General features: G+C 60.3%; 26 protein-coding genes. 20 read left to right on the top strand and 6 right to left on the bottom strand.

The window, feature by feature from the left end; genetic code table 11:
* Positions 1 to 7 precede the first annotated feature (7 nt).
* The 7 genes from OOZ52_RS11205 to OOZ52_RS11175 all read left to right on the top strand — a co-directional run bounded on the left by OOZ52_RS11205 (position 8) and on the right by OOZ52_RS11175 (position 6192).
* Positions 8 to 1105, top strand: coding sequence for a saccharopine dehydrogenase NADP-binding domain-containing protein (locus tag OOZ52_RS11205; RefSeq protein WP_274698614.1), 1098 nt, complete (start codon positions 8 to 10; stop codon positions 1103 to 1105).
* Positions 1102 to 1548, top strand: coding sequence for a thiol-disulfide oxidoreductase DCC family protein (locus OOZ52_RS11200; RefSeq protein WP_274698613.1), 447 nt, complete (start codon positions 1102 to 1104; stop codon positions 1546 to 1548). Before OOZ52_RS11205 ends, OOZ52_RS11200 begins: the two co-directional genes overlap by 4 nt.
* Before the next feature lie 184 nt (positions 1549 to 1732).
* Positions 1733 to 3037 (top strand): S41 family peptidase, encoded by a 1305-nt coding sequence (locus OOZ52_RS11195; RefSeq protein ID WP_274698612.1) that lies wholly within the window; start codon positions 1733 to 1735, stop codon positions 3035 to 3037.
* Positions 3034 to 3525, top strand: coding sequence for a MarR family winged helix-turn-helix transcriptional regulator (locus tag OOZ52_RS11190; protein ID WP_274698611.1), 492 nt, complete (start codon positions 3034 to 3036; stop codon positions 3523 to 3525). Before OOZ52_RS11195 ends, OOZ52_RS11190 begins: the two co-directional genes overlap by 4 nt.
* 59 nt (positions 3526 to 3584) lie before the next feature.
* Positions 3585 to 4886, top strand: a complete 1302-nt coding sequence (locus tag OOZ52_RS11185) for a M20/M25/M40 family metallo-hydrolase (protein WP_274698610.1) — start codon at positions 3585 to 3587, stop codon at positions 4884 to 4886.
* Positions 4887 to 4956: 70 nt separating this feature from the next.
* Positions 4957 to 5340, top strand: coding sequence for a VanZ family protein (locus OOZ52_RS11180; RefSeq protein WP_274698609.1), 384 nt, complete (start codon positions 4957 to 4959; stop codon positions 5338 to 5340).
* A 174-nt stretch (positions 5341 to 5514) separates the two neighbouring features.
* Positions 5515 to 6192, top strand: coding sequence for a polysaccharide biosynthesis/export family protein (locus OOZ52_RS11175; protein ID WP_274698608.1), 678 nt, complete (start codon positions 5515 to 5517; stop codon positions 6190 to 6192).
* A gap of 25 nt (positions 6193 to 6217) precedes the next feature.
* Here the strand turns inward: OOZ52_RS11175 and OOZ52_RS11170 are convergent, their stop codons facing one another.
* The 3 genes from OOZ52_RS11170 to OOZ52_RS11160 are packed head-to-tail and all read right to left on the bottom strand — an operon-like array spanning position 6218 to position 8083.
* A complete protein-coding gene (locus OOZ52_RS11170) occupies positions 6218 to 6874 on the bottom strand; it encodes a peptidylprolyl isomerase (protein WP_274698607.1) in 657 nt (218 codons plus the stop codon).
* 58 nt (positions 6875 to 6932) lie between these two features.
* Positions 6933 to 7559: a DUF1109 domain-containing protein gene (locus OOZ52_RS11165; protein ID WP_274698606.1), complete on the bottom strand. Its 627-nt coding sequence runs from the start codon at positions 7557 to 7559 to the stop codon at positions 6933 to 6935.
* Entirely contained in the window at positions 7556 to 8083 is a 528-nt protein-coding gene (locus OOZ52_RS11160; RefSeq protein WP_274698605.1) for a sigma-70 family RNA polymerase sigma factor, read from the bottom strand. The genes OOZ52_RS11165 and OOZ52_RS11160 overlap by 4 nt, the downstream gene beginning before the upstream one ends.
* A 153-nt stretch (positions 8084 to 8236) precedes the next feature.
* Here OOZ52_RS11160 and OOZ52_RS11155 point away from each other — a divergent pair, with 153 nt between their 5' ends.
* Complete coding sequence (locus tag OOZ52_RS11155; protein WP_274698604.1) at positions 8237 to 8629, top strand: BlaI/MecI/CopY family transcriptional regulator; 393 nt, start codon at positions 8237 to 8239, stop codon at positions 8627 to 8629.
* Positions 8626 to 10446, top strand: a complete 1821-nt coding sequence (locus OOZ52_RS11150) for a M56 family metallopeptidase (protein ID WP_274698603.1) — start codon at positions 8626 to 8628, stop codon at positions 10444 to 10446. Before OOZ52_RS11155 ends, OOZ52_RS11150 begins: the two co-directional genes overlap by 4 nt.
* A 72-nt stretch (positions 10447 to 10518) precedes the next feature.
* On the opposite strand, the gene ypfJ is transcribed toward OOZ52_RS11150, so the two are convergent.
* Complete coding sequence (gene ypfJ / locus OOZ52_RS11145) at positions 10519 to 11373, bottom strand: KPN_02809 family neutral zinc metallopeptidase (RefSeq protein WP_274698602.1); 855 nt, start codon at positions 11371 to 11373, stop codon at positions 10519 to 10521.
* A gap of 94 nt (positions 11374 to 11467) precedes the next feature.
* On the opposite strand from ypfJ, the gene OOZ52_RS11140 reads away from it, so the two are divergent.
* The 5 genes from OOZ52_RS11140 to OOZ52_RS11120 are packed head-to-tail and all read left to right on the top strand — an operon-like array spanning position 11468 to position 16085.
* Complete coding sequence (locus OOZ52_RS11140; protein WP_274698766.1) at positions 11468 to 12223, top strand: 3-hydroxybutyrate dehydrogenase; 756 nt, start codon at positions 11468 to 11470, stop codon at positions 12221 to 12223.
* A gap of 29 nt (positions 12224 to 12252) precedes the next feature.
* On the top strand, positions 12253 to 12825 hold the full coding sequence (locus OOZ52_RS11135) for a hypothetical protein (protein ID WP_274698601.1): 573 nt from the start codon (positions 12253 to 12255) through the stop codon (positions 12823 to 12825).
* Between the two features lie 54 nt (positions 12826 to 12879).
* Complete coding sequence (guaB, locus tag OOZ52_RS11130) at positions 12880 to 14343, top strand: IMP dehydrogenase (RefSeq protein WP_274698600.1); 1464 nt, start codon at positions 12880 to 12882, stop codon at positions 14341 to 14343.
* 9 nt (positions 14344 to 14352) lie between these two features.
* Positions 14353 to 15534, top strand: coding sequence for an RsmB/NOP family class I SAM-dependent RNA methyltransferase (locus OOZ52_RS11125; RefSeq protein WP_274698599.1), 1182 nt, complete (start codon positions 14353 to 14355; stop codon positions 15532 to 15534).
* A gap of 14 nt (positions 15535 to 15548) precedes the next feature.
* Positions 15549 to 16085: a tetratricopeptide repeat protein gene (locus OOZ52_RS11120; RefSeq protein ID WP_274698598.1), complete on the top strand. Its 537-nt coding sequence runs from the start codon at positions 15549 to 15551 to the stop codon at positions 16083 to 16085.
* Between the two features lie 88 nt (positions 16086 to 16173).
* Here OOZ52_RS11120 and OOZ52_RS11115 read toward each other — a convergent pair whose 3' ends face one another.
* Positions 16174 to 16656 (bottom strand): RNA pyrophosphohydrolase, encoded by a 483-nt coding sequence (locus OOZ52_RS11115; RefSeq protein WP_274698597.1) that lies wholly within the window; start codon positions 16654 to 16656, stop codon positions 16174 to 16176.
* Positions 16657 to 16804: 148 nt separating this feature from the next.
* Here OOZ52_RS11115 and OOZ52_RS11110 point away from each other — a divergent pair, with 148 nt between their 5' ends.
* The 4 genes from OOZ52_RS11110 to OOZ52_RS11095 all read left to right on the top strand — a co-directional run bounded on the left by OOZ52_RS11110 (position 16805) and on the right by OOZ52_RS11095 (position 22228).
* Entirely contained in the window at positions 16805 to 18754 is a 1950-nt protein-coding gene (locus OOZ52_RS11110) for a 2-oxoacid:acceptor oxidoreductase subunit alpha (RefSeq protein ID WP_274698596.1), read from the top strand.
* Positions 18751 to 19767: a 2-oxoacid:ferredoxin oxidoreductase subunit beta gene (locus OOZ52_RS11105; RefSeq protein WP_274698595.1), complete on the top strand. Its 1017-nt coding sequence runs from the start codon at positions 18751 to 18753 to the stop codon at positions 19765 to 19767. The genes OOZ52_RS11110 and OOZ52_RS11105 overlap by 4 nt, the downstream gene beginning before the upstream one ends.
* 6 nt (positions 19768 to 19773) lie before the next feature.
* Complete coding sequence (locus tag OOZ52_RS11100) at positions 19774 to 20724, top strand: metal-dependent hydrolase (RefSeq protein WP_274698594.1); 951 nt, start codon at positions 19774 to 19776, stop codon at positions 20722 to 20724.
* A 112-nt stretch (positions 20725 to 20836) separates the two neighbouring features.
* Complete coding sequence (locus tag OOZ52_RS11095; protein WP_274698593.1) at positions 20837 to 22228, top strand: cryptochrome/photolyase family protein; 1392 nt, start codon at positions 20837 to 20839, stop codon at positions 22226 to 22228.
* Between the two features lie 9 nt (positions 22229 to 22237).
* Here OOZ52_RS11095 and OOZ52_RS11090 read toward each other — a convergent pair whose 3' ends face one another.
* A complete protein-coding gene (locus OOZ52_RS11090) occupies positions 22238 to 22648 on the bottom strand; it encodes a hypothetical protein (RefSeq protein WP_274698592.1) in 411 nt (136 codons plus the stop codon).
* A 96-nt stretch (positions 22649 to 22744) separates the two neighbouring features.
* Here OOZ52_RS11090 and OOZ52_RS11085 point away from each other — a divergent pair, with 96 nt between their 5' ends.
* Both OOZ52_RS11085 and OOZ52_RS11080 read left to right on the top strand, forming a co-directional pair.
* Positions 22745 to 23989 carry an SAM-dependent methyltransferase gene (locus tag OOZ52_RS11085; RefSeq protein WP_274698591.1) on the top strand — a complete coding sequence of 415 codons (1245 nt, stop codon included), beginning with the start codon at positions 22745 to 22747 and terminating at the stop codon, positions 23987 to 23989.
* On the top strand, positions 23986 to 25230 hold the full coding sequence (locus OOZ52_RS11080; RefSeq protein WP_274698590.1) for a serine hydrolase domain-containing protein: 1245 nt from the start codon (positions 23986 to 23988) through the stop codon (positions 25228 to 25230). The genes OOZ52_RS11085 and OOZ52_RS11080 overlap by 4 nt, the downstream gene beginning before the upstream one ends.
* Positions 25231 to 25255: the final 25 nt, after the last annotated feature.

The following is a 25255-nucleotide window of genomic DNA, read 5'->3' as shown; positions in this document are numbered from 1 at the left end:
CGGCGCGATGCTCCGCACCCTCATCATCGGCGGTTACGGCAATTTCGGCGGCTATGTTGCGCGGGCGCTTGCGAGCGATCCGCGCATCCAGCTGATACTAGCGGGGCGAGACGGGGCCAAGGCGGAAGCGGCTGCCAAGGCGCTTCATGCCGCCAATCCGGCGGAGGGGATCGCTTTCGATCTCACCGGGCCGCGTGACGGGCTGGTGCGCCACAAGCCCGATCTCGTCATCAATATGGTTGGGCCGTATCACACGCAGAGCTATGCCGCTGCCGAGGCGGCCATCGCGGCGGGTGCGCACTATTGCGATATCGCCGATGCGCGCGAGTTCGTCTGCAACATTGGCGAGCTGGACGCGGCGGCAAAGGCGGCGGGGCTCGCGGTCATTGCCGGGGCAAGTTCGGTCCCCGCGCTGACTGCCGCCTACTGCGATGCCGCGCTCACCCAGATGGCCGAATTGCACAGTGTCGAGTACGGGATCAGCGGAGCCGAGCAGGCTAATCGCGGGGCAGGGACGGTGGCTGCAGTGCTGAGCTACGTTGGCAAGCCTTTCACCCGGCTGGTCAGCGGCGAGATGAAGGAAACCATAGGCTGGAGCGACATTCACTCGGTCCCCATCGGAGAACTCGGCGGTCGTTGGTTCGGGCAAGGTAATGTTCCGGACCTTGCGCTGTTTCCCGAACGCTATCCGCACCTGCGCAATCACACCTTCTGGGCGGGGCACGAGATTGCGGTGCTCCACTGGGGGACCTGGGCGATGAGCTTGCTGGTGCGCGCGGGGCTGCTGCCAAGGCTCGACCGGTTCGCTTCGCAGCTCTCGGCGCTATCGAAGCTGTTCAACTGGATGGGGCGCTCGCGTAGCGGGTTCTTCATGAACATCAAGGGCGTGGATGCGCAGGGTAAACCCGTCACCAAGCATCACACCATCGTTGCGCGGTCGGGGCATGGGCCGATCATTCCAATCATCCCCGTAATCCTGCTGGCGCGCAAGTTCGCTGCGGGAGAGCACATCGCTCCCGGCGCGCGGCCTTGCCTCGACCTCATCACGCTCGACGAATATCGGGGCGAGTTCGCAGACCTCGACGTGAGCTGGAGCGACGCATGACCAAGGCACCCTACAGCTACCGTGATGACCCTGCGGTGCCGCGGTTCGACGACAGCAAGCCGCTCTTCATCTTCGATAACGTGTGCGTGCTGTGCTCGGGCGGCGTGTCCTTCATCATGAAGCACGACCATAAGGGCCTGATCAACTTTACCAGCGCGCAGGGCGAACTGGGCGATGCGATTGCGCGCCACTACGCTGTGGATTGGGACGATACCTATCTGTTCCTCCGCAACGGCAAGCTCACCACCAAGAGCGATGGCTATTTCGAGGTCGCCCGCGAACTTGGTGGCTGGTGGAAGGTGTTTCTGCTCTTCCGCGTGGTGCCGCGTCCCTTACGCGACTGGGTATACGACATGGTCGCCCGCCACCGCTATCGCTGGTTCGGCAAGACCGAGATCGCCTGCGAGCTGCTCACAGAAGACCAGAAGGCTCGGCTCATCTGAATCTTTCCAAGTGATCGCTCGGGGCAAAAAGCCCTGCGCAACTATCTACACCCCGCTGAGGCAACACCGAATCCTTAGGCCGTATTGCCTTTCATGGGCATCGGTAGGACGGTGCAAAAACATTATTGCAACATATTGCGCAATATGTTGTATAATGTGCCATCACAACCAATGGAGACCCCCTATGCTTCGTCGATTCGTCATTTCTGCCGCTGTTATTCCGCTTTGCCTGCCTGGGGCAGCGTTGGCGCAAACTGCGAATGATCCGGCGAATGAACAAGCGTGTGAAGCAGGGACCGGGCAGCAGGCTCAATTGCGTGCGCTAGAGAATGCGCTCACCCGCAACTACGTGTTCCCGGCAAACGTGCCCCAGGTGATGGCAGCCGTGCGCGATGCAGCCGACATGGGTCGATATGACAATGTAGAGAAGGGAGCATTCGCCGAGCGGTTGGCTGAAGATCTTGTCGAAGCCACTGGCGATCCGCATTTCGCAGTCGGCATCATGCAACCCGAGCAAGAGGATGTGTCCGAAGTCCCCGAGCTCAACGATCCCTCAATCAATTACGGCTTTCAGGCGGTGCAATTGCTGCCGGGCAATATCGGCTATCTCCGCTTCGACAATTTCAGCGAGCCCGATGCTGCGTACCAGACCGCAACCTCTGCTCTGAAACTGCTGGAGAATGCTGACGGTCTCATCATCGATCTGCGCTACAACAATGGTGGCCATAACGAGCTTGGCCAGTTCATCGCCAGCCACCTCTTCTCGACCGAAGAGGATCATCTGTTCGTATCTTACTACTATAACAAGAATGGCAGTCGCATCGAGCGCGGGCAGTGGGCTCTAAGCGCCGTTCCCGGTCGCCGCCATCCTGATATGCCGGTGCATATCCTGACCAGCAATGTGACCTTCTCCGCTGCAGAATGGATGACCCATTCGCTACAAGAGCTTGGCAGGGTAACGGTCATTGGCGGGCAGACTGCCGGGGGTGGCCACCCTGTCGAACGCTTTGCGCTGTGCGATGATCTTTATGTGCAGGTGCCTATCGGGGAGCTTCGAGGCCCCAACGGTGGCGAGTTTGAAGGGGTGGGTGTGGCTCCTGATATTGCCGTGCCTTCGTATCGCGCGTTGCGTGTTTCGCATCTCCGCATGCTCGAAGGTTTAGGTAACAGCGCTCCCTCGATACCACGCGATTGGGCCATTGCAGAGGCGCGTGCGGCGATTGAAGGAGTTGATGTCTCCGATAGCTGGCTGCAAAGCGCAGCCGGTGAATATTCGGGCCGTGAGCTTGTGTTTGCAGACTCCGGCCTCAATTATCGCTGGGCAGACAGGTTCGAACTACGGCTTACACCGCTCAGTGAACGGCTGTTTCTGGTCGAAGGGACAGATAGTTATCGTATTGAGCTGCTGGGTGAGGGGACAAGCGTGACGGGCATTGCGCGCGTTTTCGCCGACGGGACCAGGCAGGTATATGAAAGATCACGCGAATGACGGATGAAGAAGCGCAGGCTGATCACGAACTGAGCTATCTCGGCAAGCATAGCGAACGTCTGAGTGACCTTATCGAGGAGCAGACTGCGCTTCTCTTTGCAGCAGCGGATATTTGCATCCCGGTGAAGTCCTGCTCGCTGCTCGAGGCGCTTTCGCAGTGTGAGCCGGCGGCCGCTTCCGATCTCGCGAATGCGCTGGGCCGTTCGCACCAGCTCATCATGCAAAAGCTGCCGAAGCTGGTTCAACTGGGACTGATCGAACGAAGCGAGGACCCCGATGATCGCAGGCGTTATCTTCTCACCGTTACGCCCGAAGGGCAGGCCCAGCTGGAACGTCTGGATCGTGTTATGCCCGATATCGCGGCGGCCTATCGCAAGATCGAGAGGGAAGTCGGCCCTGTGTTAGAGCCGATTGTTGCGATGACGCAAAAGTTGCTTGAGATAGGGCTGGCGGATCGGGTGGAGGACGCCCGGGAGAGCACCCGCTAAAACCCATCATTCAGCTATGTCTCTTGACTTGCGCCGCGCCTCGGCGGACCACTCGTTCTATGATGAAAACCATTTCAGCAGGTCTCGCCGCCCTCTCGCTCGCCGTGGCCATACCCGCCGCGGCACAGCTTTCCAACGATGAGTCGATCATCATCGCCACGGTGGAGAACCATCACGAGAGCGATATTGCGCTCCTCGAAACGATCACGAACATCAACTCCGGCACTCACAACCATGCCGGCGTGCTGCAAGTAGCCGAAGTGCTGATGCCGCAATTTGCGGCGCTGGGGTTCGATGTCGAATGGATCGACCAGAGCGCTGCGGGCCGGGCGGGGCACCTGTTCGCGCGTCGTGAGGGCAATCCGCAAGCGCCCAATATCCTGATGATCGGGCATCTCGATACGGTGTTCGAGCCGGAGAGTCCGTTCCAGACCTTCACCCGCGATGGTGACACGGCAGTCGGTCCCGGCGTTACCGACAACAAGGGCGGGGTCATAGTGATCCTGTCCGCCCTGCGTGCCATGCACGCGGCGGGTACGCTGGAAGGCGCCAATGTGGTCGTCGCGCTGACTGGTGATGAGGAGGATGCTGGCGATCCGCTCGATGTGTCGCGTGCGGACCTCTATGCCGCCGGCGAATGGGCAGATGTAGCGCTCGGCTTCGAAGGGCTCTCGGTCATCGATGGTCGCGACTATGGCGTAGTCGCACGGCGCAGCTCCAACAGCTGGACGTTGACGACGAGCGCGCAGAGCGGTCATTCCTCGGGCATTTTCAGCGAGCGCGCAGGCTACGGCGCGATTTACGAGATGGTGCGCATTCTCGACGCTTTCCGCTCGCAGCTGCCGGAAGAGAACCTGACCTACAACGTCGGTTTCATGGCCGGCGGGACTCCTGCTGAACTGGGAGAGGAAGCTCTCTCGGCTTCCGCCGTCGGCAAGACCAATATCATCCCCGATAGCGCCGTCGCTCGCGGTGATTTGCGCACGATCTCGCAAGATCAGACCGACCGTGTGGCGGCCGCGATGCAGGCGATTGTCGATGATCACTTGCCCGGCAGCGATGCTAGAATCGAATTTGCGTTCCGCTATCCGCCGATGTCACCCACCGAGGCAAACCGTGAATTGCTGGCGCAGCTCAATGCTATCAACGCCGACATGGGGCTGGAGGCGATGGAGGAATTCCCGCCTTCGCGCCGGGGTGCCGCCGACATCAGCTTTGTCGCGCCTCTGGTCGATGCAGCGCTTGCCGGAATGGGGCCGAACGGAGCAGGCAGCCACGCCGATGGCGAAAGCGTCGATCTGAACAGCATGATCCGCCAGGCGCAGCGCGCGGCCATTTTGATGAGTCGGCTTTCCGAGTAGCGCTTGGTTACCGGATTTTGCTTCTGCAACAGCCCACGTTCAGGTCGATGGACGCAATGGCAGCCCGGATATGAGTAACGAAGCACTCTTGCGTGGAATCTGGTTAATCTGCGTAGGCGCGACGCTGTGGTTTGCGCTTGTGCCACCGCAAATGGGTGGGTTGGGCGGTGCAGGCTATCACGGTGTAGCTTTCATGGTGCTCGGCCTGCTGACCCCCGCCGCCTTTCCGCGGCTAAGCCTTCTGCTCGTGTGGTTTGCGTTGTTGGCGCTTGGCGGCGCTATTGAGGTGGGTCAGGAATTTACCGACCTGGGGAGAAGCGGCGAATGGGCCGATATGCGCTTCAACACCATCGCTGCCACAGTTGGAGTGATCTATGCGTGGATCGGTCGTGTGCTGATCAAGCGCGTCCGCAATGAGAAGGCAAGCAGTGTTTCAAACGGATCAAGTGACTAGCATGGGGATTGCCCATCACATTCCGCAGCAATTGCTTCTTTGCATGCGCACAAGGTGTTGCGGATTGGCGGGTAAACTCATAACCCACGGGCAAGACGGCGATCCGCCGGAGATTAGAGAGTTGTTGCATTGACCAATTTTCGCAAATTCATAGTTCTTGGAGCTACAGCCTTGTTGACTGCTTGTGCCAGTCAGCCACCGCTGGGTGGGGCACCCGATGTTTCGGTTTCACAGGCTGAACTCCTCCCGATCCCGGGTCTTACCGATATGGCCGTGCCTGCCGAAACCGGATTGATCCGTCCTATGGATGTCATCCAGATCGACGTGTTCGGCATTGCAGACCTCAGCCGCGAAGTGCAGGTAGGCGCCAACGGCAATATCGATTTCCCTCTGGTTGGTTCGGTGGCGGCGGTTGGCCTCACCACTGAAGACCTTTCTGGCGTGCTCGAAGATCGTCTGCGGAATGCCTACGTCCGGGATCCTGATGTTACGTCCCGCATTACCGAACGGACGGACCAGCTGATGACGATCACTGGCGAAGTCGCGCGCCCTGGCCGTTTTGCCATCGCAGCCCCGATCACGCTGATGGAAGCGGTGGCCATGGGCGGTGGTCTGGATGAGTATGCCGACAGCCAGGAAGTGCTGATCTTCCGCACGGTGGGGGATGAGCGCTACATCGGCGTATACAACCTTGAAGGGATTCAGCGCGGCAATTACGCCGACCCAACGGTCTATCCGACCGATATCGTAATGGTGGGCGATTCTCCTGGCCGCCGACGCCTGCAAGAGGTTCTGGGCGTGGTCTCGGCGATCACATCACCGCTTATCCTGATCGAGCGTGCGCTGCGTTAGCTGCTTGGGCTGATGCAGGCTGGACCTATTCCGCTTCGTCAGCCCGCCGTACATCGACGATAACAACCGGATCGGCGAGCATTTGCCCCCGCATCCAGCCTTCACCCAGTTCGGGGTCGACGGGCATTGCGTGGATTGCCTGCACCACTTCCATGCCTTCGGTGACATAGCCGAAGACAGCATAGCCATGCCTCCACACGGGATCCTCCGCATCGGGGTCCGCATCAAGCCCGGTCTGGTCACCCAGCATGATCGAGAAGTCCGCATTGGCGGTGCCGGGTTCGCCCATTGCCATGCTGATGGCTCCCCGCGTGTGGGATAGGCCTGTTAGATTGGTCGGTTCATGCTCGATCCCGGGCAAGACCCGTTCCGGATCCCACTGCGCACCGCCTTGCAGCAGGCCATTTGGCTGTTCGCCCCAGTCGAGCTTCATCGCGCGATAGAACACGACGCCGTCCAGCCGGTCCTCATCGACATAACGCAGGAAATTGGCTGCGGTGATCGGCGCACGCTCGGTCTCCAGCGCGATAGTGATGTTGCCCATCGTTGTTTCGAGGACGACGGAGGTGGTTTCAAAGTCCGCTTCCTCGACCGCTGCCTCTTCCGGCGCGTCGGCAGCCATGTCCTGTGCGGCAAGGGGATGTGCGAACAAAAGCGCAGCCAGTGTGAATCGTTTCAACATGGCCGCGATAGTGCCTGACTTCACGCGAAGGTCAATCGATTGCCGCTAGCGCCGGAGCTCACCAGCGCAGCAGCTTCGGTCCGGTAAGCCAGCCGATCAGCGTCATGGCGAGCATTGGTAAGCAGTAAAATACGACCATATAGCCCATGCCGATTTCCGGGCAGAATGGCGCATATGCCGTCATCGCCACCGCACCGCCGAACAATCCGGCAACAGCCCCGGAACGCTTAAGATTGGTCGGGGCGAGCGCGCGCATCGCGAATACCGCTCCGCCGAAGGCAAGCGGGCTCATAACCGCCATGGCGGTGAGGCATTGCGCCCACGTTTCGCCTGCCACATTGGGGCCGATGATGGCGAGTTCGAAAGCGAGCAGGGCGGCAACCGGCACGAAGGGCAAAGCCACGGCAGCCATCGCCCAGCGTGAACGTCGACCCGGCTTGCCAAGAATCCAGAGCGCCGCCGCACAGAGCAGCAGCAGTGACATGGAGAAGCCCCATTTCACCAGCATTGGGCCCCAGCCATAAAGCTCAACGCTCAGGAAAGGATCGCTGAACGCCAGTACCACGCCAACAGCGCACAGCGCGATGACTGCGATGATCGGCAATGCAAACAGCGAAAGCGGATTGCGTGCTGGCAGGGCGCTTTCCTGCGCCAACTGATCAATGAGAGATTGTGTATCGGTCATTGGTCCTGTTCTTCCACGATTTCCTTCAGGCGCAGCATGCCGCGATGCACGCGCAGCTTCATCGCCGATGTGCCGATGCCTATTCGTGTCGCGGCTTCCTTGTTCGTCATGCCTTCGATGTGCGTCATACGGATTGCCTCTGCCTGCGCCTCCGGCAATTCGCTGAGCAGCGCTGCAATATCGACCTGCGCAAAGCTGTCCGCATCCACGGCCATGTCGGCCTCGTCATCCAGCACCACTTTGCTGCGGCCGCGTTTGCGCCAGTGATCGACCAGCTTGTAGTTGGCGATCGCATACATCCACGGCCCCACCGGACGGTCAGGGTCCAGCGTGTGGCGCTTTTCATGCAAGGCGATCAGACATTCCTGCAACACGTCTTCCAGTTCACTATCATTGCCGATCTTGCGCGCGAGCATAGCACGGACGCGACCGGTCGCCTCGGCAAGAAATTGCCGGTATGCCCCCTGGTCGCCCCCGCGCGCTGCCTGCATCAGGCTGTCGAGCGCATCGGCATTATTGCTCATCTGACTGGCGTTTCGTCCCATCGGCTGCATTGGTTACACCAGATTTCGAAAAATTCGAGCAGCTTGTGGCGATTTCGCCGGATTGCATTCACTGGTCATTCAGATTACAGATGTAATCGAAAGTAAATCAATCCAGCCGTCTGGGAGGACGCCGTGGCTTCGAAAGACGAATCTCAAAACGCAGAACGCATTAGTGAGGCCGAACACGCGGTGATGGAAGTGCTGTGGCACGAAAGCCCGTTAAGCGCTGCCGATGTATGCGATGTCGTGTGCAAGGAACGTGGCTGGTCTATCCCGACAGTCAAGACGCTGCTTTCGCGGCTGGTTTCCAAAGGCGCACTTTCGACAGAGCCTGATGGTCGCCGCTTCCTCTATTCGCCGCTGATCGAACGCTCCGCCTATGTCGGAACCGAAAGCAAGCGGCTGGTTGAACGCCTTTTTGGAGGGCGCGCGGCACCTCTGTTTGCGCATCTCGCGCAGACCGAAGCTCTAAGCGCCGATGATATCGCGGAAATCGAGCGTCTCCTGAAGGAGATGAAGAAATGAGCGGGCTGGAGGGGATCGCTATGTCGGACTGGATGATCGACACATTTGTTTATACCGCTTTGCTGATTGGTGTCGTGCTGTTGGTCCGTCGCCCCGTTACGCAGCATTTCGGGCCGCAGATCGCCTATGCGCTGTGGGCGCTGCCGCTGCTCCGTTTCATTATGCCGCCGATAGTGCTGCCTGCATGGATGGCGCCTGCACCAGAGCCGGCCGTACCGGCAGCTGCGGACACTGCCGGCACTGCTGAAACCGGCGAAGCCTTGCTCTTCATCCTGCCAGAAACCACTGCTTCTGCCGGAACCGCAGCGCCGGCTGCGGCGGTGGATGTCACTAGCCTGCTGCTTCCGCTGTGGCTTGGTGGCGCCCTTGTTTTCATGGGCTGGCGTATACGTGACTATTACCGCATGCGTCGTGATCTGCTGGCAGAGGCGCGCCCGGTGGGTGAAACGGGCAAGATTCGTCTCGTCGAAACCCCTGCCGTTTCTGCGCCCGTCGCGTTCGGGATCCGTGACAAGGTTGTAGCGCTGCCGGTAGACTTTATGGCGCTGCTCGATGTGAATGCTCGCGACATGGCGATTGACCATGAGCTGGAGCACCATCGCGGCCATGATCTTCTCGCCAATATTGCGGCGCAGCCGCTGTTGGCTTTGCACTGGTTCAATCCGCTCGCCTGGTGGGGCTGGCGAGCCATGCGCAGGGATCAGGAGGCAGCGTGCGATGCGCGTGTTGTCGCCGGTCGTGCGCGGTCGGAAAGAGCTGCCTATGCCGAAGTGATCGCGGGCTTTGCCGCTGGTGAACACCTCGCTCTGGCTGCTCCGATGGCCTGTCCGGTGCTGGGCGAGAAGTCCATTATTCACCGTTTGAGGAGCCTCACCATGAATGACGTATCCAGCAGCCGCCGTAAACTCGGCATCGCTGCAATCACCACCACCGCGCTTGCGCTGCCGCTAACCGCTTCGATCAGTTATGCGGCCGCGGACGCGCCCCAACTTCCGTTTGCGCAGGAAGCGCCAGAGGCACCTGAAGCGCCTCAGCCGCCTGCAGCCCCTGCTGCACCCGAATGGCAGGACGGCGACTATGAGTGGGAAGACGAAGACGGCAACCGTCGGATCGTTATCCGGACTGTCACCGGTGAAGATGGAGAGCGCCACGTAATGCGCCGCGTTATCCGTCACAACGGTGAGGACCACGAACATGAAATGAGCGAGGAAGAGGTCGCCGAACTTATGGCCGAGGTCGAAGCCGAACTGGCTGACCTTGATATCGAACTCGCGAATCTGGATGGAATGATCGAAGAGCAGATCGCTTTCGCCATGCGCATGAGTGAAGAAGCTGGCGAGATGTCCAATCGCGTGATGATCTTCCGTGAAGGCGACGGGCGCGCACGCGCTGCAAATATGCGCTGCGATGGCGAGAATACCGTTGTCGAGCGTGAACTGGATGACGGTCGCACTGCGCTGATGATCTGTCAGTCGCAGATCAACGCCGAAGCTGCCGAGGGGATTGAAGAAGCGATCTCTGAAATTCGCAACGATCCGGATGTTCCTGCAGAAATGCGTGAACGCATCATCCGTCAGCTGGAGCGCTCGATTGAGCGTATGCGGGCCCGTCAGGTATCCTTCCGTGCAACGCCCAAGGCGCCGCGCGCACCTGCTGTACCAGAGGTTCGCCGCACTACGGTAAGCTTCGATGCCTCTGCACTCGCGCCGCGCGCCATTCCGATGGTCAGCCCGGTCACCGGCGTGTCGATGGCTCCGAACCACGAACCCGATTGCGAAGAGGAGCACACCGTTCCTGTCGCGCGCACCAGCGCCTGACCTGACCGAACAAACAAAAAAGGGGTGTGCGGATTAATCCGCACACCCCTTTTTGTTGTCTTCGATTAGCGGTCAGCTGGGCGAGAAATAGCGGTCATCGCAGGCTTCGTCGTCACTCGTTTGCATGCCAAGGCGAAGCGCTTCCATGCGTTGTTGACTGGTGCCGTGGGTGAAGCTCTCCTGGCTCATACGACCACCAGTCAGGCGATCGTCACCAATCGATGCTGCAGCCTGCATGCCTTCCTCGAAATCGTCGGCATCGAGCAGGTTGCGGTTGCGACCGGCCCAGACGCCGGCATAGCAATCGGCGTGTAGCTCCATCAGTACGTTCAGCTGGTTGGCGCGGCGCGGATTTTGCTGTTGCGCGCTGCGGATCTGGCCAGAGAGTCCGGTGATCGTTTGCACATGGTGCGCATACTCGTGCGCCACGACATAGACGCGCGCAAAGTCACCGCGCGTACCGGACATACGGGCGAGCTGATCGTAAAAACCAATATCGATATACATGGTCTCGTCTGCCGGGCAGTAGAACGGGCCCATGCCGATATTTCCTGTACCACAGCCGGTGCGGAATTGGCGGGCAGTGGCGAATTCGAGGCGCGGCTGGCGGTACTGACTGCCGATGCCTGCCTCACGGAAACGCGCTTCCCACGTCTCGTTGAGCGAGGTGAGGGCGGCACAGGTCTCGCTTGCATACTGGTTGGAGGAGCAGATCGCCTGTTCGTCCTCGCTTGCGGTGACTTCTTGCCCGCCGCCGCTGCCTTCAAGCTGACCGATCATCTGTGCCGGGTCCGCGCCGAAGATGAGCGCGCCGATCAAAACGATCACAATGGCGCCGCAGCCGACCGACTTGCCGCCCATTCCGCCGCCACGACCGCCCGTGGTGCCAACGTTGATTTTGTTAGTATCGAATGGATTTAGTCTCATTGGTCCCTCATTTCCCGGATGTGGCCACATTTCACTGGACGCGAAATGCCACACTATTAGGACCCGTCATGAATTCAAATTCATGGAGAATCAAATGTTCCTCGCCGGAAAGCGCGCACTCGTCACCGGATCCACATCTGGAATTGGCCTCGCCATTGCACGTGCGCTGGCGGCTGAAGGGGCAGAGGTCGTGCTCAACGGCTTTGGAGACGAAGCCGAGATTGCCAAGCTGTGCGAGGAACTGGGCGCGACACATTCGGGAGCGAACTTGCTGAAGGTTGACGAGATCGAGGCGATGATGGCGGAAGCAGGCCCGCTCGATATTCTCGTCAACAACGCAGGCATGCAGCATGTCAGCCCGGTGGAGGAGTTCCCGCTCGACAAGTGGGAGCTGATCATCGGCCTCAACCTTTCCGCCGTGTTCCATACCACGCGCCTCGCCGTGCCTGCGATGAAGGAAAAGGGCTGGGGCCGCGTGATCAACACCGCGAGCGCGCATTCCAAGCAGGCGAGCCCGTTCAAAAGCGCATATGTCGCGAGCAAGCACGGTGTGGCGGGTTTCACCAAGACAATCGCGTTGGAGCTGGCACAAAGCGGCGTGACCGCCAATTGCATCAGCCCTGGCTACGTCTGGACTCCGCTGGTCGAAAACCAGATCCCTGACACCATGAAAGCCCGAGGCATGACAGAGGAGCAGGTGAAGAACGACGTCCTCCTCGCCAAGCAACCGACGAAGCGCTTTGTACAAGTCGAGGAAGTAGGGGCACTAGCCGTATTCCTGTGCCGCGATGAAGCGGGCAATATCACCGGTGCCAACTACAGCATCGACGGCGGCTGGACTGCGGAGTGATTAGGCCGCTGTGGGAGTCTGGCTGCGGAGTGTTTGCTTTGTTTGCGGCCATCGGATTGGTGCTTTTTGGCTTGCTCTATCTGGTCAATGCTGGGCCAACGAAGAGAGCGTTCGGTGAAGTTGTCTATATTGGCACCGTCGCTAGTGGAGATGGCGACACACCGATTTTACGAGTGATGCTTGAGAACGGCAACGAGCTTCAAGTTGCAGGACATCGGAGCGCGTTTCGGGGGTGCCGGATTGGCGACCAAGTCGAGGTCATCAGCCGAGGTTTACGCACCACGCTCGGCGCAGCGGGTTGCTCCGCTTTCCGGCACGCGATGCCGGTGTCGAGCGAGCGGACCGCCTGCGAGAGGGTTGTCGAGTCGGTAGTCCAAGCGGGGCGTTACACTCGCAATATCATCAACGGTTGCGGCCATGCCTCGGACGAAGACGCACCGAACTATTTCGTCGTTCGCCTGAACACCCACTGCAGAGAAGAAATATGCGGTAGCGTGCTGTTGGGTTGGTTCGCAGTAAACAAACAATCGGGCCGCGTATTCAATTGGGATGTGGGCGAGGGTCAGGTTGCAGGCGAAGTGGCCAGCATCGAGCAGCAGTAGAATTCCCCTCACAACCCCCTTGGCGAATCACCCCCTTTTATGACAGAGGGCCGGATGGCTCACACAACTGACATTCGTACCGGTCTTACTTTCGACGATGTGCTCCTCCAGCCCGCCGAAAGCGACATCCTGCCGTCGCAGGCTTCCACCAAGACACAGCTGACCAAGGCTATCGCGCTCAACATCCCCGTTCTCAGCGCGGCGATGGATACGGTGACGGAGGCCGAAATGGCTATCGTCATGGCGCAGATGGGCGGCATCGGCGTGCTCCATCGCAACCTGACGGTCGAGGAACAGTGCGACGCGGTGCGCCGGGTCAAGCGCTTTGAAAGCGGCATGGTCGTCAACCCGATCACGATCACTCCCGATGCGACATTGGGGGATGCTCAGATGCTGATGGACCAGCACAAGATCAGCGGCATTCCGGTGACCGCGCCCGATGGCAAGCTCGTCGGCATCCTCACCAACCGCGACGTGCGCTTTGCCGACAATCCACGTCAGCCGGTGAAGGAACTGATGACGAGCGAGAACCTCGCCACGGTCTCCGAAGGCGTGAGTCAGGAAGAGGCGCGCAAGATCCTCCACCAACGCCGGATCGAGAAGCTGCTGGTTGTCGATGGCGACAACAAATGCGTCGGCCTGATAACCGTGAAGGATATCGAGAAGGCCGTGCTCAATCCCGATGCGACCAAGGATGAAGGCGGCCGCCTGCGCGTGGCTGCGGCATCGACCGTGGGTGACAAGGGCTTCGAGCGGACAGAGGCGCTTGTCGAGGCCGGATGCGATGTCGTGATCATCGATACCGCGCATGGCCACAACAAAGCTGTGGGCGAAGCCGTGAAACGCGCGAAGGCTTTGTCAGATACCGTGCAGATTGTCGCCGGTAACGTTGCGACGGCGGAAGCGACCAAGGCGCTTGTCGATGCGGGCGCAGATGCGGTGAAGGTCGGCATCGGCCCGGGATCTATCTGTACCACGCGTATTGTCGCAGGCGTCGGCGTGCCTCAGCTTACCGCGATCATGGATGCGGCGAGCGCGGCGGGCGATGTGCCGATTATTGCCGATGGTGGTCTGCGTACCTCAGGCGATGCGGCAAAGGCGCTCGCAGCAGGCGCTTCGACCGTAATGGTCGGATCCTTGCTTGCGGGTACCGAGGAAGCTCCGGGCGAGACATTCCTGTATCAGGGGCGTGCGTACAAGTCCTATCGTGGGATGGGCAGCGTGGGCGCAATGGCGCGCGGTTCGGCGGACCGGTATTTTCAGGCGGACATCAAGGACCAGATGAAGCTGGTGCCTGAAGGGATCGAAGGGCAGGTGCCCTATAAGGGCCCCGCGCGCGACGTGGTTCACCAGCTCGTCGGCGGGGTGAAGGCAGCCATGGGATATACCGGCAGCGCGACCATTCGCGATCTGCGCGAGCGCGGCCAGTTCATCCGCATCACCAATGCCGGCCTGAGCGAAAGCCACGTCCACGACGTGAGCATCACCCGCGAAGCTCCGAACTACCCGACGCGGTAGAGCAAGGCAGTGACACCTTCCGCAAGAGTTCAGGCCGCTATCGAAGTGCTCGATGGCGTGATCGACGCCGCCCGTAGGCAGGGGCCGCCTGCTGACCGGCTGATTGCGCAGTGGTTCAAGGACCACCGCTTCGCCGGATCGAAGGACAAGCGCGCCATTCGCGAGCTGGTTTACGACGCTATCCGTGCCTGCGGGCCGGTGCCATCGAGTGGTCGGGCGGCGATGCTCGGGATGGTCGAGGAGAACCGTGAGGACCTACGCACACTGTTCGACGGCGAAGGCTACGGCCCGCAGCCGATCGGCGAGGGCGAGCCCGTTGCCGAGGGCGGGGTTGCGCCTGAATGGCTCGAAGACCGTCTGATCGCTTCGGGAGTTTCGCAGGAGGAGGCAGAAAGCCTGCTCACCCGCGCGCCGCTCGATACGCGCATCAACAGGCTCAAGGTCACTGGAGAAATTGGTGCTTTGCCGGAGGCGGGCGAGCCGATAGGCGGGCTTGATGCCTTGCGTTTCCCCACGGGAACGCGCGTTGAGGACTGGGATGCCTACGCAAATGGTCTGATCGAAGTGCAGGACGCGGGCAGTCAGACTGCTTGTATGGCCGTCGCTGCCGCTCCGGGCGAAACCGTAATCGATCTTTGCGCAGGAGCAGGGGGTAAAACGCTCGCTCTGGCGGCTGCAATGCAAAACAAAGGCACATTGATCGCCGCCGATACCGACCGCCGTCGTCTCGGTCAGCTTGGCCCGCGCGCCGAACGGGCGGGGGCGACTATTGCCGAGACCATTTTGCTCAACCCGGGACAGGAAGCCGAAGCGCTTGCAGCGTGGCAGGGCAAGGCAGACCACGTGCTGATCGATGCGCCGTGTTCGGGCACGGGCACCTGGCGGCGAAATCCGGAGGCACGCTGGCGGCTTACCCCGCGGGAGCTGGAGAGGCTTACCACCCTGCAAGCGCGGCTGCTGCAACTTGGTGCAGAACTGCTGAAGCCCGGCGGTCACCTTACTTACGTCACGTGCTCACTGCTCGACGAGGAGGGGAAGGACCAAGTCGCCGCGTTTTTTGCTAACAACACCGATTGGCGGTCCGCCACGCCCAAGCTACCGCTCGGAGCGCCGCATGGCGAAGGAATCCGCCTCAGCCCGCACCGTGACGGGACGGACGGATTTTTCATCGCACGTCTAGGTAAAGCGTGATACCTCAACCGCCGATGACCGAGAAATATCCCGCCAAGGTCAAGGAGACAATCATGCGTTTCGCACCCGCCGCCGCCGCCCTTTCGCTTTTCGCAGCGGTTAGCGCCAGTGTGGGACACGCCAGTACATACGATCCCGATCCGCGCGCTGTAGCGCTTGTCGCAGAGGGTGAAGCGCTGCTGGCTGAAGGCGATGCACAGGGTGCGATTGATGCCTACGAGGCTGCACTGGTGATCGATCCTGGATATACGCAGGTCTATATCGAGCTGGCCGAGGCTGCGCGGGCTGAAGGTCTGCAGGGCAAGGCGATCCACTACTACCGCGAAGCGCAGGAACGCGATCCGGAAAACCTCGCCGCGATTTCGGGCGAGGGTGAGGCAATGGTGGAGAAGGGCGCGCTTTCGGCCGCCCGCGAGAATCTGGCAGAGTTGCAGAGCCTGTGCGGTGACGGTTGCGCAGAAACGCAGCAGCTTGCCGCGGCAATTCAGGCCGGCCCGCCGGTTATGACTGCTGAGGTGGTCGACCCGACCGAAGATGTGACGCAGAACTGATCTAGCGTCATCCCAGCGAAAGCTGGGATCGGGTTGATTTTGGAGCTTTGCTTACAGCGATCCCAGCTTTCGCTGGGATGACGGGGGTTCACAAGCGGGATTTAAAATCATCCACAACTCGCTGATAAACATCACGTTTGAACGGCACTATCAGTTCTGGTAGCAAGTCAGGCTCGACCCACTTCCATTCGCAAAACTCGGGGTGCTTGTGCGCCTCCAGATTGATGTCTGAATCATCTCCGGTGAACCGCACCAGGAACCATGCCTGACGCTGGCCGACATATTTTCCACCCCACAGCTTGCCATGTAGCTCGGGCGGCAAGTCGTAGAACAGCTCGCCTTCCATTTGGTGCACGACTTGCAGGTGATCGGGCGCAACGCCTGTCTCCTCCCCCAGTTCACGCAGCATGGCTTCGACCAGATCCTCTCCGTCATCCACGCCGCCCTGGGGCATTTGCCACCAGTCGCCTTCACGGTTGTCGATGCGCTTGCCAACGAAGGCCTCGCCCGCTGCGTTGATCATCATCGTGCCAACGCACGGGCGGTATTTGCTGCGATCTGGTGTGCTCATTCACCGGCTTTAGCGTCGGTGGGGGACGGGTAAAAGCTGCCTATTGCCCTTTGGACAGAAAAACTTGATTGTCTCGACAGGTTTGGGAACCTAGGTGCCAGCCCGAATAGCAATGAGCGCCCGCAGCGGCGCGGCAGGAAGAAATTGTATGGCAAGCCAAGTCGCCGAAACACGGTCGGATCTTTCACAACAGGATGCGGTGGTTGTCCGTTTCGCCGGTGACAGCGGCGACGGGATGCAGTTGACGGGTGGTCAGTTTACGCTTTCCACCGCGCTGGCAGGCAATGACCTCGCGACTTTCCCCGATTTCCCCGCCGAGATCCGCGCGCCGCAGGGTACGCTGTTTGGCGTTTCCGCCTTCCAGATCAACTTCGGCGCACGTGAAGTGGATACCGCAGGTGACGCGCCCGATGTGCTGGTGGCGATGAACCCTGCAGCGCTGAAAGTGAACCTGCCAGCGCTGAAGCCCGGTGGACTGGTGATTGTCGACACCGGGGAATTCTCGAAGCGTAATCTCGACAAGGCGAAATACGATGTCAGCCCGCTGGAGGATGATACTCTCGCCAAGTTCGATGTGCTGAAGCTCGATATCAGCGCTATGACGGTAGAAGCGGTGAAGCCTTTCGGCCTCGGCAACAAGGATGCGCTGCGCTGCAAGAACATGTGGACGCTGGGCCTCGCGCTGTGGATGTTCGACCGCGAGCGCGGTCCGCTGCAGGACTGGCTGCGCACCAAGTTCAAGAACAAGCCGGACATTGCCGACGCCAATATCGCCGCGCTCGATGCAGGGCATGCCTATGGCGAGACGGCAGAGCTGGCCGGGCCGCTGCGGCAGGTCCATCTCGATCCGGTACCGACTGCGCCGGGGCTCTATCGCACCGTGACAGGGGCGGAGGCGGTGTCGCTTGGCCTTGTGGCGGGTGCGCGGCTGCTTCAGCTGCCGATGTTCTTCGGCGGCTATCCGATCACGCCGGCCTCGGCGATCCTGCACCATCTCGCCAAGCTGAAAGAATTCAACGTCACCACCTTCCAGGCAGAAGACGAGATTGCCGCAATCTGCGCCGCCATCGGGGCGAGCTACGCGGGCTCGCTCGGTGTCACCTCGTCGTCCGGCCCCGGCATTGCGCTGAAAGGCGAGGCGATGGGCCTCGGCATAATGACCGAGCTACCGCTGGTGATCGTCAACTCACAGCGCGGTGGTCCTTCAACAGGCCTTCCGACCAAGACCGAGCAGAGCGATCTCTACCAGGCCGTCTATGGCCGCAATGGCGATGCTCCCATGCCTGTCATTGCGGCTCGCAGCCCTTCGGATGCGTTCGAATGCGCGATCGAGGCCTGCCGCATTGCAGTGGAGTACATGACCCCAGTCATGCTGTTGACAGACGGCTATATCGCCAATGCCAGCGAGCCGTGGCTGGTGCCCGATCCCGAGAGTTATGAAAGCACTCCTGTCGCGTTCCTGCAGGAGAAGAACGCAAAGAATGCTGAGGGGGATGACGAGCTCCTCCCTTACAAGCGCAACGCAAAGGGCGCACGCCCGTGGATCAAGCCGGGCACGCCGGGCCTGATGCACCGTATCGGCGGGATCGAAAAGGCGGTGGACACCGGGCATATCGATTACTCACCGGACAACCATCAGGCGATGACCGATGCGCGCATGAACAAGATCGCCAACATCGCAGTGGCCGATCAGAACGTGTGCGTGGGTGAGGCTGGCGGCAAGCTGGCCGTTGTCGGCTGGGGGTCGACCTACGGTCCGGTCCATCAGGCCGTGACCCGCTCGCGCAAGAAGGACCTCGACGTCAGCCATATCCATGTGCGCAATATCTGGCCGATGCCCGCCAATCTGGGTGATTTGCTCAAGAGCTATGACCACGTGCTGGTGCCCGAAATGAACACTGGCCAGTTCAAGACACTGCTGCGCGACCAGTTCCTCGTCGATGCCACGCCGCTTACCAAAACGAGCGGCCAGCCATTCGCCATTGCCGAACTGGAAGAGGCGATCGGCAAGTATTTTGATGGCATCCCCGACAATGAAGGCGGTCAGGTCGAGGTTAACGATGACCAGCTACCCAGCCCGCTTGGAGACGACGCATGAACGCTCCCGTAAAGATCGAAACCACTCTCAAGGACTGGGAAACCGACCAGGAAGTGCGTTGGTGCCCCGGTTGCGGGGACTATGCGATTCTGAAAGCGGTACAGCGCACGCTGCCGCAGCTTGGATGTGATCCGTCCAACACCTGTTTCATCAGCGGTATCGGCTGTTCCAGCCGCTTCCCCTATTACATCGAGAGCTACGGCTTCCACACTATCCACGGCCGCGCACCGGCGGTGGCCACGGGCGTCAAGCTGGCCAATCCGGATCTGGATGTGTGGCTGGTGACGGGTGATGGCGACGGACTTTCCATTGGCGGCAATCACTTGATGCACGTGCTGCGCCGTAACGTGAACATGCAGATCATGCTGTTCAACAACGAGATTTATGGTCTGACAAAGGGGCAGTATTCACCGACCAGCCGGCCGGGCACCACAAGTCCCTCAACGCCGGCCGGATCGATTGACCGCCCGACTGAGCCATGTGCCTTCGCGCTGGGCGCGGGCGCGCGCTTTGTGGCACGCGGTTTCGACGTGTCGAAAAAGTTACCTGAAGTTCTGAAAGCGGCTCACGCGCACAAGGGTGCTGCCTTTATCGAAATCTTCCAGAATTGCATCGTCTACAACAAGGACGTGTTCAACGAATTCGCTGCCCCGAAGGGCGCGGAAGACCAGCAGTTGTGGCTGGAAGACGGAGAGCCGATGCTTTTCGCCAAGGGCGAGAAGGGCATCACGCTAAATCACAATACGCTGCGGCTTGAAGTCGTGGATGTCGTCGACGGAGATTGGGAAGCGGCCAAGGTCATCCGTCATGACGTCACCAACCGCGCAGTCGCGCACATGCTGGTGGAGCTTCCGTTCGGCGAATTCCCGAAGGCACTTGGCGTTTTGTATGACGATCCACGTCCGGCTTTCGAAGAACAGGTCGTCGAGGAAAACCGCAGGTTGAGCGAGGGCAAGGAGCCCGACCTGGCTGCGCTTCTGGCGAAGGGGCAGACTTGGTCGGTGGAAGGCTGATTCTGCGTGGATAATCTCACGCATTCGCTGGTCGGGGCGCTGATCGGGCAGACGGGCCTGAAGAAGAAAACCGGGCTGGCCATGCCCGCGCTCATCATCGGTGCGAACCTGCCCGATGTGGATGCGGCGTGCTTCTTCTGGCTCGAAGGGACCGAGCATCTTGGCTTCCGCCGCGGAATAACCCACGGACCGCCCGCGCTGGTGTTATTGCCGCTGATACTGGCGGGTCTGTTATGGGGCTGGGACCGCTTGCAAGCCTCGCGGGGGAAGCGGCCCGAGGGGAGGGTGCCCGTCCATTTCGGCTGGCTTTACGGACTGGCTTTCCTCGGCTGCTTGACCCACCCGGCACTCGATTGGCTCAATGTCTACGGCATCCGCCTGCTCGAACCGTTCTCGAGCCAGTGGTTCTATGGCGATACCCTGTTCATTATCGATGTGTGGCTGTGGGGCTTGATGGGGCTTGGGTTGTGGTGGTCGCTGCGCAAGGAGAAGCGCGGTGGTGACTGGCGCAAGACTGCGCGTGTCGTCTTGGCGGCTGCGCTGGCTTATATTGGGATGAATGCGGGGATTACGACGTGGCAGGAACGCACGAACGCGGACTGGAACTATGAAGCGATTGCCAGCCCTGTACCTTTAGTATTTTGGGACCGAGAGGTTATTCTCGAGGGAGACTACCACACTTGGTTCTATGCCAAATCAGGCGTCCGCAACCCTCAAGTTTCCATCGTTCCTGAAGATTCCTATTGTGTTTGGCCTGATCTGTCCGATGCGCGGAAAACAAACTCTCAGCTGGACGCGTTTCTCTTCTGGTCTCGTACACCGTTTGCAGAGCGCGCAGAGGACGGCTCGATAATCCTGCGCGACGCTCGCTTCTACGATCCTAGAGCGCGTGACCGTTTCTCGCTCGCACTTCCCAATTTTGAATGCGTGGAACTGCTCTCGACAATACCGCGTTAGCACTAAAGAACTCCGCTCGTCCTGAGCCTGTCGAAGGACCGCTTTTTCTTCTGGCGCCGCGCGGAAAGTAACGACGACCCTTCGACAGGCTCAGGGTGAGCGGGGACTAGTTTTGAGCAAACCACAAATCGTCTGGCTGCGGCGTGATCTGCGCCTGTGCGACCAGGCCGCCTTCCATGCCGCCGCGCAGGCCGGGCCGGTTATTCCGGTGTTCATTCTTGATGACGAGACACCGGGCGATCACAAGATGGGCGGGGCGAGCCGGTGGCGGTTGCATCATGCTCTGGAAGCGCTCGAAAAGGACCTTGCGCGGCACCATTCCAAGCTTGTCCTGCGGCGTGGCAAGGCAACCGATGTCCTGCCCAAATTGGTCGAGGAAACTGGCGCAGAGGCGGTCCACGCCATCCGCCATTACGAGCCTTGGTGGCGCAAGGCGCAAGGCGAATTGAAGGAAAAGGTCGCACTCGAATTGCACGATGGAAACTACCTGCTTCCGCCCGGCACCGTGCGGACAGGATCGGGCGGGGAGTACAAGATCTACACCCCGTTCAAGAACGCCATGTTTGCTGCGATCGATGGCTTCGATATCCTGCCCGAACCGAGCCTTTCCAGCCTGGATAATTGGCCGGACAGCGACAGCCTCTTCGACCTCGATTTGCTTCCGACCACCCCAGACTGGGCCGGTGGTATGCGCGAATTCTGGGGCGAGGACTTCGGTACAGCGGCAGCGATGCAGCGGTTCAAGGACTACCTCGACCAGGTCTCCGACTATGATGAGAAGCGCAACCTGCCGAGCATTCACGGCACCAGCCGCATGTCACCCTATCTGCACTTCGGCGAAGTATCTCCGCGCATGCTGTGGGAGGCGATGAGCCGCTACACCTCTGAAGGCGCGACCATTTTCCGGCAAGAACTGGTCTGGCGCGACTATGCGCAGAATGTCATCTGCCAGTTCCCCAAATACGGGGTGGAGCCGTACCGCGATGGTTACGAAGAGAGCTTCTGGCGCAATCCCAATCGCGGTGACGTCATTCAGTCAGAACTGGAGGCGTGGCAGCAAGGGCGGACGGGCTACCCCATTGTCGATGCCGGCATGCGCGAGCTCTGGGCAACGGGCTGGATGCACAATCGCGTACGGATGATCTGCGCAAGTTTCCTGATCAAGCATCTGCTGATCAACTGGACGCATGGCGAGCGATGGTTCTGGGACACGCTGTGCGATGCGGACTACGGCTCCAACGCCACCAACTGGCAATGGGTGAGCGGCACCGGCGTGGACAGTAACATGTTCGTGCGGATCATGGCACCGCTCTCGCAATCGGAGAAGTTCGATGCGGGCGACTACATCCGCCAATGGGTGCCCGAACTGGCCGATCTGGATGACCCGTACATTCACGATCCCGAGGAGAACGGCTGTAAGCCGGCCGATTACCCGTCCAAGATCATCGGGCACAAGGAAGCGCGCGAGCGGGCGCTTTCCTCCTATCGCGCCGCAAAAGCCTGAACGAACCTCTCAGGGTCTGGGTCTTGGTATCATCCGACCGGAAATCATGAGGGCGATAACCGGCAGGATCAGCGCACCGAGCACCATCCACCAGGGATGCGGGAACATCTGTGTAGTGAAGACGCTGGCTCCGATCATCAGGGCAATGACGAGCCAGGATGGCCAGCTAGTCGCACCAAGTTTGCGCGCTGTCCATGATCCGGCAAAGGCCCCAAGGAACCACGCGATCATCACCGCTACTTTGGCAGCAGCCGGGATTTCCTGCATGATTCGAGCCTGATCTTCGGGGTTGGTAATATCGAGCCCTTCGGGTGGCGGGAATATCGCGTGTCCGGCCATTTCGACGATGCCAACGGTGACACCTGCCACGATAACGCCAACCACAGCGGCGACGATGTTCTTGAGCAATGGATTGTCCATGATCTTCCCCTCCGGCGGGATTGCTAACAGAAGAATGTTGCGTAGCAAATCCTCGCTCCTTGCTCTGACTTCTACGGGGCGGCATAAAACGCCGCGATGGCTAGCCGGAATGAACGAGGCGGAGTGCTGCTCCAGAGCGGGCAGCGATACGGGGGCAAACCCGGTCTGCTGGCACGTGCGTTTGCGCCTGCCGCGGGCAAGATACTCGACCGGATTGATGCAGGATTGGAGAAGGGCACCCTCTACGGCGTCTTTCCTGATGGGTCTCGCCGGACGCTGGGCGGCTGCGCACCCGGGTTTGAATGCGAGGTGCACCTGCACGATTGGCGTGGATTGATGCGGATCGCCACGGGCGGTTCGATCGGCCTCTATCAGGCGTGGGAAGCTGGTGAATGGTCTTGCGAAGACCCGGTCAGCTTTTTCGCGCTGTTTGTCGAGAATGCTGACGCGATGGGCGATGTTGCGCGGGCCAAGGGGCCATGGCGGTGGGCGGCAAAGGCCCTTCACGCGCTTAATCGCAACACCAAGGCGCAGGCGGAAAAGAACATCCACGCGCATTACGACCTCGGCAACGATTTCTACGCTGCTTGGCTCGACCCAACGATGAGCTATTCCAGCGCATATCGCCTCGCGGACAATGAACTTGAAGCCGCGCAACGTCGCAAATGGGAACGGCTTGCAGAGCGCGTTGGCTCGCCGGAGAGTGTGCTGGAAATCGGGTGTGGCTGGGGCGCATTGTCAGGTCACTTCGCCGCCAAAGGCGCGCGTGTCGATGCCATTAGCCTTTCGGATGAGCAGCTTGCATGGGCGCGCGAGCACCATCCGGGTGTCCAGTTCCTCAAGCAGGACTACCGCGACACTTCGGGCCAGTTCGATGCCATCGTCAGCGTCGAGATGGTTGAGGCGCTGGGGCGCGAATACTGGCCGACCTTCATGGATTGCGTCGCGCGCAACCTGAAGCCGGGCGGGCGCGCTGCGATCCAGTTTATCGCCATGCGGGACGAGCTGTTCGATGCCTATGCCAAGAGCGCCGACTTCATCCAGGCTTACATCTTTCCCGGTGGTTTGCTGATCCGCACCAGCGAATTTCGCGCACTGGCCGAGGAGCGGGGGCTCAACTGGCAAGACCAGGAAGATTTCGGGATCGACTATGCCGAAACGCTCAAGCTCTGGCGGACACGCTTTGATGCAGCGGCAGAGGCCGGAATGCTTCCCGACGGATTTGACACAAAGTTTCGTGACTTGTGGCGGTTCTATCTGATGTATTGCGAAGGCGGTTTCCGCGGTGGCGGCATCACGGTGAGCCAGGTGACATTGGTGAAAAAGGGAGCAGGCGAATGATAAAGTGGATCGGCGGAGTGGTGCTGGCCTTGCTGGTAGTAGGCGGCATCTTCGTGGCGACGCTCACCGATGAACAACGCGCGGTCCTCGCCAGCATGCCGACTGATCGCAACGTGTTGTTCTGGTCTGTCGAACAGCGCGAACTCGCATTTCGCGCACTCGACCAGTTTCCCGCGCTTGCCGAAGCACGCGTGATCGAAGCAGGGGATGCGACCTATCCTTTGCCCGATGGCGAGCCATTGGACCTTGATGGCTTCGATATGGACGCCTTTATGGATAGCCAGAACTCGGCGGCCATCGTGGTGGTCCACAACGGCGAAGTGGTGCTGGAACGCTACGGCCTTGATTTCAGTGCGGATGGCAAGTGGACAAGTTTCTCGGTCGCCAAGAGCTACACCTCCACACTCGTCGGCGCTGCGATCGCCGATGGCTATATCGACAGCCTCGACGATCCGGTGACCCGCTATATTCCCGACCTTGCGGGCTCTGCCTATGATGGCGTGACCGTGCGCCAGCTACTGACCATGTCGAGCGGCGTCCGCTGGAACGAGGACTACCACGACCCAGAGAGCGATATCGCCCGCTTCAACGAACATGTGTCGAGTGAAGAGGGTGTCGATTCGCTGGTCGACTATATGCGCCAGCTCCCGCGTGAGGCCGAGCCGGGTACGCGCTGGCAGTACAATACCGGCGAAACCAACATGATCGGCGTGCTGGTGCGCAATGCTACCGGCAAAAACCTCGCCGATTACCTTTCCGAAAAAGTCTGGGCACCGTTCGGGATGGAGCAGGATGCGACGTGGCTGCTCTCCAACACGGACAGCGAGATATCCGGCTGCTGCATTCAGGCGAGCACGCGGGATATGGCGCGCTTCGGTCTGTTCGCCCTGGGCGGCGGCATGGCTGGCGGTGAACGCGTCGTGCCCGAGGGCTGGTTTGCGGAAGCAACCGCCCCGGAATTTGAAACCGGGCGCTTTGGACGCGGCTATGCCTACCAGTGGTGGACCTATCCGGGCAATGCCTACGCGGCCAGCGGGCTGTTCGGGCAGGGAATTTTTATCGATCCGGCGCGAAACCTGGTGATTGCGAGCAATTCCAACTGGCCGGACAGCACTGGCGGTAATGGCGAGGGGATCGAACGCAATCGCTTCTATGCCGCTGTGCAGAGGGCCGTGGATGCTCGGCGCGGCGAAGAAGGTGTGGTGATCGGTGAAGAGCCGACCGAACCCATGCTGCGCTAGGTTTTGCAAAGTGAACGGCGCGGAA

The organism is Aurantiacibacter sp. D1-12 (assembly GCF_028858515.1).
GTDB lineage: Bacteria > Pseudomonadota > Alphaproteobacteria > Sphingomonadales > Sphingomonadaceae > Alteraurantiacibacter.
The sequence above is the reverse complement of the archived record's forward strand: the minus strand, read 5'-3'. Positions and strand labels throughout refer to the sequence as shown.

Coding starts and splice junctions, on each gene's coding strand:
- OOZ52_RS11205 (WP_274698614.1), top strand. CDS start 8: ATGCTCCGCACCCTCATCATCGGCGGTTACGGCAATTTCGGCGGCTAT.
- OOZ52_RS11200 (WP_274698613.1), top strand. CDS start 1,102: ATGACCAAGGCACCCTACAGCTACCGTGATGACCCTGCGGTGCCGCGG.
- OOZ52_RS11195 (WP_274698612.1), top strand. CDS start 1,733: ATGCTTCGTCGATTCGTCATTTCTGCCGCTGTTATTCCGCTTTGCCTG.
- OOZ52_RS11190 (WP_274698611.1), top strand. CDS start 3,034: ATGACGGATGAAGAAGCGCAGGCTGATCACGAACTGAGCTATCTCGGC.
- OOZ52_RS11185 (WP_274698610.1), top strand. CDS start 3,585: ATGATGAAAACCATTTCAGCAGGTCTCGCCGCCCTCTCGCTCGCCGTG.
- OOZ52_RS11180 (WP_274698609.1), top strand. CDS start 4,957: ATGAGTAACGAAGCACTCTTGCGTGGAATCTGGTTAATCTGCGTAGGC.
- OOZ52_RS11170 (WP_274698607.1), bottom strand. CDS start 6,874: ATGTTGAAACGATTCACACTGGCTGCGCTTTTGTTCGCACATCCCCTT.
- OOZ52_RS11165 (WP_274698606.1), bottom strand. CDS start 7,559: ATGACCGATACACAATCTCTCATTGATCAGTTGGCGCAGGAAAGCGCC.
- OOZ52_RS11160 (WP_274698605.1), bottom strand. CDS start 8,083: ATGAGCAATAATGCCGATGCGCTCGACAGCCTGATGCAGGCAGCGCGC.
- OOZ52_RS11150 (WP_274698603.1), top strand. CDS start 8,626: ATGAGCGGGCTGGAGGGGATCGCTATGTCGGACTGGATGATCGACACA.
- ypfJ (WP_274698602.1), bottom strand. CDS start 11,373: ATGAGACTAAATCCATTCGATACTAACAAAATCAACGTTGGCACCACG.
- OOZ52_RS11140 (WP_274698766.1), top strand. CDS start 11,468: ATGTTCCTCGCCGGAAAGCGCGCACTCGTCACCGGATCCACATCTGGA.
- guaB (WP_274698600.1), top strand. CDS start 12,880: ATGGCTCACACAACTGACATTCGTACCGGTCTTACTTTCGACGATGTG.
- OOZ52_RS11120 (WP_274698598.1), top strand. CDS start 15,549: ATGACCGAGAAATATCCCGCCAAGGTCAAGGAGACAATCATGCGTTTC.
- OOZ52_RS11115 (WP_274698597.1), bottom strand. CDS start 16,656: ATGAGCACACCAGATCGCAGCAAATACCGCCCGTGCGTTGGCACGATG.
- OOZ52_RS11110 (WP_274698596.1), top strand. CDS start 16,805: ATGGCAAGCCAAGTCGCCGAAACACGGTCGGATCTTTCACAACAGGAT.
- OOZ52_RS11105 (WP_274698595.1), top strand. CDS start 18,751: ATGAACGCTCCCGTAAAGATCGAAACCACTCTCAAGGACTGGGAAACC.
- OOZ52_RS11090 (WP_274698592.1), bottom strand. CDS start 22,648: ATGGACAATCCATTGCTCAAGAACATCGTCGCCGCTGTGGTTGGCGTT.
- OOZ52_RS11085 (WP_274698591.1), top strand. CDS start 22,745: ATGGCTAGCCGGAATGAACGAGGCGGAGTGCTGCTCCAGAGCGGGCAG.
- OOZ52_RS11080 (WP_274698590.1), top strand. CDS start 23,986: ATGATAAAGTGGATCGGCGGAGTGGTGCTGGCCTTGCTGGTAGTAGGC.